Source organism: Pseudomonas sp. Bout1, assembly GCF_034314165.1.
Taxonomy (GTDB): Bacteria; Pseudomonadota; Gammaproteobacteria; order Pseudomonadales; family Pseudomonadaceae; genus Aquipseudomonas.
On record NZ_JAVIWK010000001.1, the window covers coordinates 4048163 to 4061516 of the forward strand.

13 protein-coding genes are annotated in these 13354 nt (G+C 59.7%); 6 read left to right on the plus strand and 7 right to left on the minus strand.

Going from position 1 to position 13354, the window contains the following annotated elements; genetic code table 11:
• The first annotated feature begins 84 nt into the window (after nt 1-84).
• Nucleotides 85-345, plus strand: a complete 261-nt coding sequence (locus tag RGV33_RS18815; protein WP_322145582.1) for a hypothetical protein — start codon at nt 85-87, stop codon at nt 343-345.
• Between the two features lie 136 nt (nt 346-481).
• On the opposite strand, the gene RGV33_RS18820 is transcribed toward RGV33_RS18815, so the two are convergent.
• Genes RGV33_RS18820 through gnd form a run of 3 tightly spaced genes read right to left on the minus strand, consistent with a single transcriptional unit; the run spans nt 482 to nt 3830 of the window.
• Entirely contained in the window at nt 482-1306 is an 825-nt protein-coding gene (locus RGV33_RS18820) for a Cof-type HAD-IIB family hydrolase (RefSeq protein WP_322145583.1), read from the minus strand.
• Nucleotides 1303-2826: a glucose-6-phosphate dehydrogenase gene (gene zwf, locus RGV33_RS18825; RefSeq protein WP_322145584.1), complete on the minus strand. Its 1524-nt coding sequence runs from the start codon at nt 2824-2826 to the stop codon at nt 1303-1305. Before zwf ends, RGV33_RS18820 begins: the two co-directional genes overlap by 4 nt.
• The gene (gene gnd / locus RGV33_RS18830) at nt 2823-3830 is read right to left on the minus strand and encodes a phosphogluconate dehydrogenase (NAD(+)-dependent, decarboxylating) (RefSeq protein WP_322148701.1); all 1008 of its coding nucleotides are present in this window, start codon (nt 3828-3830) and stop codon (nt 2823-2825) included. Before gnd ends, zwf begins: the two co-directional genes overlap by 4 nt.
• A gap of 244 nt (nt 3831-4074) precedes the next feature.
• On the opposite strand from gnd, the gene RGV33_RS18835 reads away from it, so the two are divergent.
• The 4 genes from RGV33_RS18835 (at nt 4075) to RGV33_RS18850 (ending at nt 8902) form a co-directional block, all read left to right on the plus strand.
• Complete coding sequence (locus tag RGV33_RS18835; protein ID WP_322145585.1) at nt 4075-4251, plus strand: DUF6026 family protein; 177 nt, start codon at nt 4075-4077, stop codon at nt 4249-4251.
• A 152-nt stretch (nt 4252-4403) separates the two neighbouring features.
• Complete coding sequence (locus RGV33_RS18840) at nt 4404-6146, plus strand: phosphoethanolamine transferase CptA (protein WP_322145586.1); 1743 nt, start codon at nt 4404-4406, stop codon at nt 6144-6146.
• Nucleotides 6147-6294: 148 nt separating this feature from the next.
• Entirely contained in the window at nt 6295-8532 is a 2238-nt protein-coding gene (locus RGV33_RS18845) for a TonB-dependent siderophore receptor (protein WP_322145587.1), read from the plus strand.
• Nucleotides 8533-8680: 148 nt separating this feature from the next.
• Nucleotides 8681-8902 carry a hypothetical protein gene (locus RGV33_RS18850; RefSeq protein ID WP_322145588.1) on the plus strand — a complete coding sequence of 74 codons (222 nt, stop codon included), beginning with the start codon at nt 8681-8683 and terminating at the stop codon, nt 8900-8902.
• Between the two features lie 102 nt (nt 8903-9004).
• Here the strand turns inward: RGV33_RS18850 and RGV33_RS18855 are convergent, their stop codons facing one another.
• The 4 genes from RGV33_RS18855 to RGV33_RS18870 form a co-directional block, all read right to left on the minus strand.
• Complete coding sequence (locus RGV33_RS18855) at nt 9005-9496, minus strand: GNAT family N-acetyltransferase (RefSeq protein WP_322145589.1); 492 nt, start codon at nt 9494-9496, stop codon at nt 9005-9007.
• 97 nt (nt 9497-9593) lie between these two features.
• Nucleotides 9594-10721 carry a cell division protein ZapE gene (gene zapE / locus RGV33_RS18860; protein WP_322145590.1) on the minus strand — a complete coding sequence of 376 codons (1128 nt, stop codon included), beginning with the start codon at nt 10719-10721 and terminating at the stop codon, nt 9594-9596.
• A gap of 21 nt (nt 10722-10742) precedes the next feature.
• Nucleotides 10743-11084 carry a nuclear transport factor 2 family protein gene (locus RGV33_RS18865; protein WP_322145591.1) on the minus strand — a complete coding sequence of 114 codons (342 nt, stop codon included), beginning with the start codon at nt 11082-11084 and terminating at the stop codon, nt 10743-10745.
• A 52-nt stretch (nt 11085-11136) separates the two neighbouring features.
• Complete coding sequence (locus tag RGV33_RS18870) at nt 11137-11853, minus strand: YafY family protein (protein ID WP_322145592.1); 717 nt, start codon at nt 11851-11853, stop codon at nt 11137-11139.
• A gap of 182 nt (nt 11854-12035) precedes the next feature.
• Between RGV33_RS18870 and RGV33_RS18875 the strand changes: the two genes are divergently transcribed.
• Nucleotides 12036-13091 carry an aldo/keto reductase gene (locus tag RGV33_RS18875; RefSeq protein ID WP_322145593.1) on the plus strand — a complete coding sequence of 352 codons (1056 nt, stop codon included), beginning with the start codon at nt 12036-12038 and terminating at the stop codon, nt 13089-13091.
• Nucleotides 13092-13354 lie beyond the last annotated feature (263 nt).

Consider the following 13354-nt stretch of genomic DNA (forward strand, 5'->3'; position numbering starts at 1 on the left):
GATCGTGCATCAGTACAAGTAACCAGTCGTTAGGCACGCCCAACCAACGGCTTCACTTGAATGGGCATTTAGAGAGAAGACCCCATGAACGCCCCGCTCCGCATCAACGAAGCTCTTTTGATCGCAGACCGTGCCTTCCAGCCCTTTCAATGCGTGGCCTGGCACGATGGCAACGGCGCCCTGAGCCTGAGTGTCATCGACCGCACCAATAACCGTATTGGCCGCAAACAGCTGTCTTGCAGCACTTATTCCGACCCGGCGCAGCTTGAAGACTTGCTCTTGCAAGCCCGCGCCGAACTCGACAAAGATGGCTATCAGTTACAATCCTGGGCAATGCCCAAGTAACTGAAAGTGGCCCGGGCGGCACTCAAAAGTGTGCCGCTGGGCCGCGCAGTGTATTCATTCGCACTAACATTTATAGGTAGCCCGCAGAGCAAGTTGCAACTTTACTTAGCGGGCTACTTATTACTGTGCTTGCCAATTAATGGGCCGAGAGAATAAATCGCTCGATGGCTTCCGCCGCCCCGTCATCGACATTACTGCCGGTGACCACAGTGGCCTGGCGCTTGACCACTTCCTCGGCCTGGCCCATGGCAATCGACAACCCGGCCACGTGAAACATCGCCGGGTCGTTGCCACCATCGCCGATGGCTGCTGTCTGCTCCAGCTGCACACCCAGGTGCGCCGCCAGGGTCTTCAAGGCTTCGCCCTTGTTGGCCTTCATGGCGGTGACGTCGAGGAACACCGGTTGCGAGCGGGAAACCTGGGCCAACCCCTCGACCCTGGGCTGCAATTGCGCCTCAAGCTCGATCAACAGCTGGGTATTGGTACTGGCCGCCACAATCTTGTCGACCCGGTCCAGGAACGGCTCAAAACTCTCCACCACAATTGCCCCATAGCCCAGGCCATGTTCCTCACGAACTGCCATCGGCCCACCCGGATCGCGACGCAGCCAGTCGCCATCGGCAAACAGCCACACCTCTACGTCAGGCTGGGGCGTAAACAATGCCAACGCCACCAACGCCGCTTCTGCCGGCAAGTGATGGGCCACCAGAATACTGCCGTCGGGATTGACCAGCGTGCCACCGTTAAAGCCTGCTATCGGTACATCGATGCCCAGCGCTTCGACCTGCTGCATCATGGCCTTGGGCGGACGCCCGCTGGCCAGGCTGAAAAACACCCCGGCCGCGCGTAACGCGCGAACCGTATCAATGGTGCGTTGGCTGAGGCTGTGATCCGGATGCAGCAACGTGCCATCCATGTCACTCAACACAAACCGGATAGGTTGACTCGGCAAGTCGCTCATCCGAGGCTGTGCCAGGTGTGGCCATCGCGCGCCAGCAACTCATCGGCCGCCGCCGGACCGTCCTCGCCCGCCTTGTAGGCCTGGATACCGTCATCCTGCTTCCACGCATCGAGGAACGGTTGTACGGCACGCCAGCCATTTTCGATATTGTCTGCGCGCTGGAACAACGTCTGGTCGCCGGTCATGCAGTCGTAGATCAGGGTCTCGTACCCCGTCGACGGCTGCATTTCGAAGAAGTCCTTGTAGGCAAAACCCAACTCCACGTTGGCCATGTCGAGGGTCGGCCCAGGCTTTTTCGCCAGCAGGTCAAACCACATGCCTTCATTCGGCTGGATCTGGATCTTCAGGTAGGTGGGCTTGAGCTCATCAACCTCGGTGTCACGGAACTGCGCATAAGGCGCCGGCTTGAAGCAGATGATGATCTCGGTGTCGCGGATGCTCATGCGCTTGCCGGTACGCAAGTAGAACGGCACGCCGACCCAGCGCCAGTTGTCTATCATCACTTTGAGCGCGACGAAGGTCTCGGTGCTGCTGTCGGGTGCAACGTTGGCCTCTTCGCGGTAGCCCGGCAGTTGCTTGCCGCCGACTTCACCGGCGGTGTACTGCCCGCGTACCGAGTTGGCCCGCGCGTCTTCCAGCGACCAGGGCCGTATGGCCCCGATCACCTTGGCCTTTTCGCCACGTACCGCATCGGCACCAAAGGCGGCGGGCGGTTCCATGGCGATCATTGCGAGCAACTGGAACAGGTGATTGGGCACCATGTCGCGCAGGGTGCCGGTGTGTTCGAAGAAGCTGCCACGGGTTTCCACGCCGACGGTCTCGGCGGCGGTGATTTGCACGTGGTCGATGTAATGGTTGTTCCAGAACGCCTCGAACAGCACGTTGGAGAAACGGCTGATGAGGATGTTCTGCACCGTTTCCTTGCCCAGGTAATGGTCGATGCGATAAATCTGCTTCTCGCTCATCACCTTGAGCAGGCAGGCGTTCAGCGCTTCGGCTGTGGCGAGGTCCGAGCCGAAAGGCTTTTCGATCACCACCCGGCGGAACGCCTCCGGGGTTTCTTCCAGTAAGCCGGCCGCGCCGAGGCGCTGCACCACTTCGGCAAAGAAACGCGGCGCAGTCGCGAGGTAGAACACCGCATTGCCGGTGCCGCTGTCGGCGATTTTCTTGCCGATATCGGCGTAGGTGCCGTCGTCGAGGAAGTCGCCCTCGACATAGCTGATGCCCTTGGCCAGCTGGGCCCACAACTGTGGGTCCAGGGCGTCTTCACCCTTGCCCTTGACCTTGCTCGCAGCCTCTGTGCGAATAAAGTCTTCGAGTTTCTTGGCGAAATCGGCGTCGCTGATGGCGTTGTGGTCAACCCCCACAATGCGCAAGCCGTTGCCCAGCAGCCCGTCACGGCTAAGGTTGTACAGCGCCGGCATCAGCAGGCGCTTGACCAGGTCACCGTGGGCACCAAACAGAAACAGGGTGGTGGGCGGAGCAGGTTCGGCCTTGAGTTTCTTGCCGTTGGCGGTCATTTTTTGGGTGTCTCCACATGGCCGCCAAAGCCGAAGCGCATGGCAGAGAGCATTTTGTCACCGTAGGTACTTTGCTGGCGGGAGCGGAAGCGCGCGAACAGCGAGTTGGACAACACCGGTACCGGCACCGACTGCTCCATGGCGGCCTCGATGGTCCAGCGGCCTTCGCCACTGTCGGCGACCGAGCCGGAATAACCGTCGAGCTTGGGGTCGGTGGCCAGCGCATCGGCGGTCAGGTCCAGCAGCCAGGACGACACCACACTGCCACGACGCCAGACTTCGGCAATGTCTGCAACATTCAGCTCAAAGCGCTGGTCTTGTGGCAGGTTTTCCGAGTTCTTGGTCTTGAGGATGTCGAACCCTTCAGCAAAGGCCTGCATCATCCCGTACTCGATGCCGTTGTGGATCATCTTGACGAAGTGCCCGGAACCAGCGGGGCCGGCATGGATGTAGCCTTGCTCGGCACGGCTGTCAGCGCTAGCCGAACGATCCTTGGTGCGCGGGATGTTGCCCAGGCCCGGCGCCAGGCTTTTAAAGATAGGGTCCAGAAGCTTAACGGTCTCGGCGTCGCCACCGATCATCATGCAATAGCCGCGCTCCAGGCCCCAGACACCGCCGGAGGTGCCGACGTCTACATAGTGCAGGCCTTTTTCCGACAGGGCCTTGGCCCGGCGGATGTCGTCCTTATAGAAGGTATTGCCGCCGTCGATGATCACGTCACCGTCTTCCAGCAGTTGGCTCAGTTCTTCAATGGTGTTCTCGGTCGGGTCGCCAGCCGGCAGCATCACCCAGATCGCCCGGGGCTTTTGCAGCCCGGCCACCAGGCCTGCCAGGTCGGCAACGCCCGTGGCGCCCTCACCTGCCAAACCTTTCACGAATGCTTCATTGCGGTCGTAAACCACGGTGGTATGCCCATTGAGCATCAGGCGCCGCGCAATGTTGCCACCCATGCGGCCTAGTCCAATAATCCCCAGTTGCATGTGCTGATGCTCCTTACTACGAATAAATGTGTGTCACAGTTTATAGCGCAATGAGGCTAATGAGGGTTAGTCCAGAGCGGATCTGCATAGTTTCATGACAAAAAGTGGCCATCCTTTAGCCTTCAGTGCGGAAAAAGTCACAGCGACCATCAAAAATAAAAAAGTTCCCTTCGCTAAAAAAAGAATTCAGAATTGCCCCGACTGTTGCCGAGGGCCTCGAATCAAGCGCCCTGGCACCTCGATACACCGGCTATTTGCGAGGCAAGCAATGAGCACTGCACAGATGACCCGTCCACCACAGACCCTCTACGTCAACATTCGTCGCGATGAATTGCGTCAATTGAAAGAGGAGCGCGACCAGTTGCAGCAGGAAGTCCTGCGCCTGCGCTCGCACCTGCAAGGCCAGCTCATGCAACCGTCAAGCACCCAGCCAGCCCTTTGCTGAACCTGCGCTGAACGAACCGTTCAGGAATAACTCACGAAGTTTTCACATCCTCCTCCCGATACTCCCGCCGAATAGGTCCGCCCAACGCGCGGCGGTCCTCTGCTGCGCGTGTCTTCGCGTGGTGACTGAAAATTATCGGGTTGGAGCGCTGGATGGCGATGTTCAAACGCAGCACTACGTCTGCGAAAGGTTTTGATTGGGCCGGCCTGGGCTGGATGTTTTTATTCTTCTGGTATTTCTCGGGCATTACCCAACTATTGATCCAACTGACCGGCACCTCCGGTTTCAGTGGTTTCCGCCAGGCATTCTTCATGAGCGCCCTGTGGTTGGCGCCGATGCTATTGTTCCCGCGGCGTGCGCGCCTGGTGGCCGGCTTGATTGGCGTGGTGCTGTGGGCCTGCTCCATGGCCAGCCTGGGTTATTTCTTCATCTACCAGCAGGAATTCTCCCAAAGCGTCATCTTCATCATGTTCGAGTCGAACATCTCTGAAGCCGGCGAATATGCCACCCAATACTTTGCCTGGTGGATCGTGCTGGCGTTCATTGCCCACACTGCCATGTCGGTTTTCCTGTGGACGCGCGTGCGCCCGGTGTACCTGCCACGTGGCCAGGCCATATTGGCGGCCACCGCCATCGTGATTGCCATCGTCGGTTACCCGCTGGTCAAGCAGATCGCCAAGAGCGAGACCATGGAGCTGGCCATCGACCGCTTCGAAACCCGGATCGAGCCGGCGGTGCCGTGGCAGATGATCGTTGCCTACCGCCGCTACACCGAACAACTGGACAACATGCAAGGCATGCTGACCAGCGCCAGCAAGATCGCGCCCCTGACCAACCTCAAGGACAGCATGGCCGGCCAGCCGTCGACCCTGGTGCTGGTGATCGGCGAGTCCACCAACCGCCAGCGCATGAGCCTGTACGGCTACCCGCGCAACACCACGCCAGAGCTGGACAAGCTGCGCGACCAACTGGCGGTTTTCGATAACGTCATCACCCCGCGCCCGTACACCATCGAAGCGCTGCAACAAGTGCTGACCTTCGCCGACGAAGAAAACCCGGACCTGTACCTCAAGACTCCGTCCATCGTCAGTGTGATGAAGCAGGCCGGCTACAAGACCTTCTGGATCACCAACCAGCAGACCATGACCAAACGCAACACCATGCTCACGACCTTTTCCGAACAGGCCGACGAGCAGGTGTACCTCAACAACAACCGCAACCAGAACGCCCGCCAATACGACGGCGACGTGCTGGAACCGTTTGCCAAGGCGATGTCCGACACCGCCGAGCGCAAATTCATCGTGGTGCACCTGTTGGGCACCCACATGAGCTACCAGTACCGCTACCCGCCGACCTTCGACAAGTTCACCGACCGCCAGGGTGTGCCTGCCGGGGTCAGCGACGACCAGTTGCCAACCTATAACAGCTATGACAACGCGGTGCTGTACAACGACTTCGTGGTGTCGAGCCTGATCAAGGATTACGCCAAGACCGACCCCAACGGCTTCCTGCTGTACCTCTCAGACCACGGTGAAGACGTGTTCGACTCGGCCGGCCACAATACCCTGGGCCGCAACGAAGCCAAGCCGACCGCGCCGATGTACACCATCCCGTTCATGGCCTACGCATCGCCCAAGTGGCGTGAAAGCCATGACTGGAGTTTTGCCGGCGACTTGCAGCGGCCCTACATCAGCTCGCAGTTGATCCATACCTGGGCCGACATGGCGGGCTTGAGCTTCGATGAACTGGACCACAGCAAGAGCCTGGTCAGCGACAGCTTCAAGCCTCGGCCACTGCTGATTGGTGACCCGTATGGCCGCCAGCAAAAACCCCTGATCGACTTCAGCCTGCTCAAACCGAAGAAAACCGACGCGGCTGACGTGGTCGCCAAGTAACGCCCGCGCACCGACGGCTTCAGCGTGCAATGCGCTGAAGCCGGCAACATACAGATAAGAATTACTCTCATCAAAAGCCTAAAGTACGCAATTCCCCGCCGTCTTTAAATCGCATGCTCAATTTAAAGACAACAAGGAATTCGCTGCGATGCTAGCGCCCATTACCCGCTCCATAACCTTGACCCTGGGGCTTTTCAGCGCCGGCATGAGCCCGGACTTGCTGGCTGACGAGCCTTATCAGGAAACCGAAGAAACCGCCGAGGCGCTGGAGTTGGCCAGTACCCGCATCACGGCGGCCCATCTCGGCTCCGACACCGAAGGCACCGGCGCCTACACCACCGGCGCCATGAGCACCGCGACACGCTTGAACCTCTCGATCAAGGAAACCCCGCAGTCCGTCTCGGTCATCACCCGCCAGCAGATGGATGACTTCAAGCTCGCCACCTTGAGCGAAGTGATGAACCAGACCACCGGCGTGGTGGTACAGCGAAATGATTCCGAACGCTTCAACTTTTATTCGCGCGGCTACGCCATCCAGAATTTCCAGATCGATGGAATGCTCAACACCTTTACCGGGCTGAAGTCCGACTCCGACACCATCATCTATGACCGCATCGAAGTGGTACGCGGCGCTACGGGCTTGACCACCGGTGCCGGCGACCCCTCGGGCACCATCAACATGGTACGCAAACGCCCTGCCGCCGAATGGGCAGCCAAAGTCGGCACCAGTGCCGGCAGCTACGACAACTACTACAGCTACGTCGATGTGGGCGGCCCCCTGGCCTTCGACGGGCGCCTGCGTGGCCGCACAGTACTGGCGTACCGCGACAGTCAATCCTTTCGCGACCGTTATGCCCTTGAGCGAAAGGTAGGCTACGGCATTCTCGAAGCCGACCTGAGCGACAGCACCGTACTGGCAGTCGGTTATGACTACCAGGACAAACAGGTCCAGGGCGCAACCTGGGGCAGCGTGCCGTATTGGAACGCGTCAGGTGGCAAGGCCAACTTGCCACGCTCCAACAACATCACCACGCCCTGGAGCAACTGGCCACTCACCGACCGCACCACCTTCGCTACCCTGGACCACACACTGGCCAATGATTGGCGCTTCAAGGCCGCCTACACCCACCGGGAAAGCGAAACAGACGGCAAGGTCTATTACGGCGGCAACGGTTACCCGAACGCCGACCGCAGTGGCATCAGCGCCTACAGCAGCCATTTCGCTGGCAAAGATAAAATGGATGCGGTGGACTTCAACGTCGCGGGCTCCTATTCGTTATTAGGACGCGAGCATGAGGCCATGGTCGGCTACGGCCAGGCGCGTCACCGCGACTCCTCGCCCTACATTATTGGCGACAGGCCCGATAACTACCTGCACATTCCAGACTGGAAAGACACCGGAGGCATCCCCGAGTTTGCCGATGAAACCACCGGCATGGATTCGAGCACCGGCAGCACCTATCAAAAAGCCGGTTACCTGGCTACGCGCCTGAGCCTGAGCGACGACTGGCATGCGGTACTGGGCAGCCGCTACGGCTCCTGGAAGTCCAGCAGCACCCAATATGCCTACGACGAGGACCGGCAACTCAAGAGCATCCGCAACAGTCGCCAGACCCAAAGTGACGTCTGGACGCCCTATGCCGGGTTGCTCTACGACATCAATCAGGATTTCACCGCCTACGTGAGCTACACCGACATCTTCAAACCGCAAACGCAAAAGGATGTCAGCGACAAATACCTCGAACCGATTGTGGGCAAGAGCTATGAACTGGGCCTCAAGGGCAGCCTGTTGAACGATCGGCTGACCCTTTCGGGCGCGGTGTTCCGCACGATTCAAGACAACGTGGCCGAGCTTGATGACTCGGTTCCTTTAGGGCCAAACGGCGAGGAGTATTACACGTCCGGCGGCAAGGGTAACAAGGTGCAGGGCTTCGAAATGGAAGCTGCAGGCGAAGTGATGCCTGGCTGGAACGTAACCGCCGGTTATACCTACACCCACTCCGTGAATGGCGAAAAAGAGCGCAACAACACCACCCAACCCCTCAACCTGCTGCGCACCTCCACCACGTATCGCCTGCCCGGCGACTGGCGCGCGCTGACGGTAGGTGGCGGTGTGAATTGGCAGAGCGACATCTATCGCTATGCCCGCCGCCCGGTGGGCCGTAACGCGGATGGCAGCTTCATAACCCAGAGCACGGCAATCCGCCAGCAGGCCTATGCCCTGGTCAACCTCATGTCGCGTTATGAGTTCGACAAGCACCTGTCTGCCTCATTGAACGTAAACAACTTGTTTGATACGAAATATTACAACAACGTCGGTTTTTACAACGGCGTTTATTGGGGAGACCCGCGCACCGTAACGCTGGCACTGGACTGGCAGCTTTAAGCGCTACCCAGCTGAACCCGAAGTTAACAAAATCGTTAACTTTCGGTCAGCCCCAGGTTAACCCTTACTTAATACCATGGGCCCACAGTCTCCCCATCCCGCCGCTGACCACAACGCGCGGACCCAATACACTTAATGAGACACTGCCATGAAAATTTCGACTGTTATCCTTGCCGGCCTGATGACCATGACCTCAGTTGCAGCCTTTGCCGAGGGCGGTTCAGAGCGTTCGAAGGAGTTCTACAACAACTTCACTTTCGTCCAGGAACAAACCCACGGCGCAGCCCAGCAAACGGCGCTGGCGGATGGCAAGACGGTAAAACCTGCCACAGCCGAACAAACTACCGAACTGCAGCAACCCAACAGCTGATTGTTATCCGTAACACCCTGCGCTATTTCGCTCTGATAGCTAAGGCCAACTTGGCGCCACTTGCTGGCGCCTTTTTTTTGCCTTCGATTAAATAAACATTAATTAAAGCGACTTACTCCAAAACAACATCCGACCCTGTTCCGGATCAAATACCGTGTCGTCAAAACCAAACTTGCGATACGCCGACTGCGCCACGCCATTGCCTTCGAGTACCTCAAGGGTGATCTTGCAGCAGCCGCGCTGGCGAGCGATTTCCTCGACCTTTTGCAGCATCTTCTGGCTCAGTCCCAGGCCCCGAAATTTATCCATCACCACCACATCATGGACGTTGACCAGCGGCCGGCAGGCAAAGGTCGAAAACCCCTCGAAGCAGTTCACCAGCCCGGCCGGCGTACCGCCGACAAACGCCAGCACACTGAAGGCATGGGCACGCTTGGCCAACTCTGCCGGCAGTTGTTGCAAACGATCGGCCGGCAAGCTGTGGCCACCGCCCATTGGGTCTGCGGCGTAATGATTGAGCAAAAGGCCAATGGCCTCGGCGTGTACCGGGTTGGTGTAGCTGGCTTGCAGCACCAGGATGTCTGCGGTGTCCATTTCCTTCCTCGTTAACGGTGCGACAGGGACTTGGTCCCCATAAAAGGGCTCGATTGTAAGCATGGAGTGGGCGTCAGATGAAGGAGATTAAGTACATTTAGCCGCGTGAAAGCGCGCCAGCCCCACCGAATCTGGCCAACTGCATCTCCTGTAAGCGGCTCAGGGCGCGGCGGAAGGGAAATTCCAGGTAACCCTCGGTGTAGAGGCTTTCCAGTGGAACGCTGGCCTGGATATACAACGGCACTTTGCGGTCGTAGCACTCGTCTACCAGGGCAATGAAACGCCGGACGCTATCGTCATGCACCGACAACTCCGGCAGCTCACGGTCACCGGCGTCCACCCGCAGGGCCGCGTCTTCGGTGCCCCGGGCGATGCGGCCCGGGCGCTTTTGCGCACTGAGGCTCGGCACCTCGTCCAGCAAAATCGCCTTGAAGCGATCACACAGCAGCATGAAGTCCATGGCGGCCAGCGGCTGTTCGCACAGGTCGGCATAACGGCACCACAGCACGGTTTCACTGGACTGCAGCGCCACGATAGAGCGATAGCCTACCGCGACCGGGGCGCTGCTCACGGCCTGTCCTTTGCTCAACTGGCGAAACACCTCGGCCAGCGCCTCGGGTTGATCGACCCAATAACGCTGCAGCGCGGTTCCCGGGTGGAGCCGATGATCTTCCCCGCCGTCAACGGCCACCACACGCATATGGCGCTTGATAGCCTCAATGCCCGGCAGGAAGCGATCCCGGTTGAAACCGTCGGCATAGAGTTGGTCGGGCGGCTGATTGGACGTGCAGACCATCACCACGCCTTCCTCGAACATCACTTGGAACAACCGGCCAAGGATAATGGCGTCACCGATGTCATTGACGAACAACTCGTCAAAACACAGCACCCGCACTTCCTGGCTCAGTTCACGGGCCAAGGCCTGCAACGGGTCATGAGTACCGGTCAGCTGGAACGAACGCTGGTGCACCCACCCCATGAAGTGATGGAAATGCTGGCGCCGCGCGGGCACGCGTAAGCTCTGGTAGAACTGGTCCATCAGCCAGGTCTTGCCGCGCCCGACCGGGCCCCACAGGTACACGCCAATGACCGCCCCATGCCCCTGATGCAGGGCCTGGTGGCAGTCTTGCAGGGCTTGCACCGCCTCGCGCTGGGCGTCGTCGGGGACAAAACCCTGGTCGGTGATGGCGTGCTGGTAGGCGGCGAGTGGCGAGTCGAAAGTCATGCCGCCAGTATGCCATGACGCCTACAGGGAAATATCCAATCGGGAAATCTTGCCCTGCTCATTGAGGCGGAAGGTGTAGCGCAACTCCAGCGGGCTGCCGGGGAAGCTGCCGGTGACCAGGTTGCTGACCAGCACCTTGCCGGTTCGGTGCTGCACGTTGAGCACCTGCACCCTGGGCTGATAACGACGCCCGGTGTCTTCCATCCAGCGAGCGATGGCGGCGGTGCCGATCCGGTGTTCGCCTTCGTCGAACACGTTGGCATCCTCGGCAAAACAGTCGACCACCAGCGAGGTGTCGCCAGCATTGGCGGCGGCAATGTACGCGGCAATCGCCGGGGCCAGTTCGGGGGTGGGTTGGGACATGATGACAGCTCCTTGTTGGTGATTTATGGAGCCATGCTAATGCAGCGTCGTGTCAGTTCTTGTCAGTGGTGAACGGCCCGGATTCGTTCTGTTCCATCAGCTTGCGCCAGGCCCGCAACCTGTCGCTGCGACGCCCCGGATAACGCTCGCCTTGCAGGGTGGCGGTAGCTACACGATCAGTGCGGAAGGTGCGATAGGCCCCGCGCAATTCGCACCACGCGACAATTACCCGCACCTCGTTGAGAAAGCCCAGGGCCAGGGGCCAGACCAGCCGTTGGCTGGCGGCCTGGCTGGCGTCGGCGTAATCGATATGCAGTTTGGCCTGGCCGCGAATGGCCTCGCGAAACACGTTCAACGGCACGCGGTTTTCCGGGTAGCCGAACCCTGGCGGGCCGGGCAGCAAAGTGGGATTGCGCAACGCTTCCTGTGCGGCCGGGTCCAGTACATCAGCAATTTTTGCCAGCGCATTGGCCGCTGCGCGGCTCAACACTTCATCGCCACGCTGATCGACATACCGCAACCCCAGCACGATCGCTTCGGTCTCGTCGGCATTGAGCATCAGCGGCGGCAGGAACAGCCCCGCCCGCAACACGTAGCCCACGCCTGCCTCGCCATAGATCGGCGCGCCCAAGGCGGTCAATTCTGCTATATCGCGGTACAGCGTGCGCTCGGAAATCTCCAGTTCCACCGCCAGCACGGCGGCGGTCACCGGGCGTTTTTTGCCCCGCAGGACTTGCAACAAGGTCAGCAGACGGCTGGTACGCGACACGTTGATCACGCTCGGAAAAAGAAAGGTGGCGCAGCTTAACAGAGGCCCCTGTCAGAAAGTGTCAGGAACCGGAGCCCTTCCCTGCACGCACCAAAAAGCCGCTTGACGAAAAATATGACTCGCATCATATTAAATAGATGTCGCAAAACATTTATATGTATCACAGCCTCAGGAGTTCTCTTATGCGTAATAAAGTCTTTGGCCGTCGTAGCGGCCTGCAGGTTTCAGAGCTGGCCCTGGGCACCGCCAATTTCGGCACAGGCTGGGGCCACGGTGCCGAGCGGGAAGAGTCTAAACGCATTTACGACGGTTACCTGGAGGCCGGCGGCAACTTCCTCGATACCGCCAACGGCTACCAGTTCGGCCAGTCGGAAGTACTACTCGGCGAGTTCATTGCATCGGAGCGCGATCGCCTGGTGATCGCCACCAAGTACACCTTGCGCACCCAGCCTCAGGACGAAGGCACGATCAAGCTTGGCAACAATCGCAAGAACATGGTGCGCGCCGTCGAGGAAAGCCTCAAACGCCTGAACACCGACCACATCGACCTGTTCTGGGCGCATATCAGCGACAACGTCACGCCGATGGAAGAAATCCTGCGCGGCTTTGATGACTTGGTGCGTGCGGGCAAGATCCATTACGCCGGCTTGTCGAACTTCCCGGCCTGGCGCATTTCCCGTGCCGACCTGCTCGCCGAAGTGCGTGGTTTTGCGCCACTGGTTGCGATCCAGACCGAATACAGCCTGGCCGAGCGCACCGCCGACCGTGAGCTGCTGCCCATGGCCGAAGCGCTGGGCCTGGCCGCCACGTTATGGTCACCGCTGGGTGGTGGCTTTCTCACTGGCAAGTACCGCACGAGCCAGGACGATAGCCGCGCCAGCAAACTGGGGATTCTGGTTCACGCCGAAAAAAGTGCACGGGAAACGGCGGTGCTCGACACCCTGCTGGCGGTTGCCGGCGAGCTGAATGCCACCCCGACGCACATCGCCATCGCCTGGCTGCGGGAAAAAGCCCGTCGCTCGACCACCGCGCTGATCCCGATTCTGGGACCGCGTACCCGCGAACAACTGGATGGCACCTTGGGTGCACTGAACGTGCAACTCTCGGCCGAGCAAGTAGCCCGCCTGGACGCTGCCAGCGCAATACCGCTGGGCGTACCCCACGAGATGATCGCCGAGCGCTTCCCGCGGTACACCGGCGATGACGCCCAAGAGCTGCGCTGGCCGCCGGTTATTTAAGACCACCTGTGGTGAGGGGGCTTGTCCCCCGTTGGGCTGCGTAGCGGCCCCAAAATCTTGGGAGCGCTGCGCACTCCAGCGGGGGACAAGCCCCCTCACCACAGACAAGCTCCCTTACCACAGGCAAGCTCCCTCACCACAGGCAAGCTCCCTCACCACAGGCAAGCTCCCTCACCACAGGCAAGCTCCCTCACCACAGGCAAGCTCCCTTACCACAGGCAAGCTCCCTTACCACAGGCAAGCTCCCTTACCACAGGCAAGCT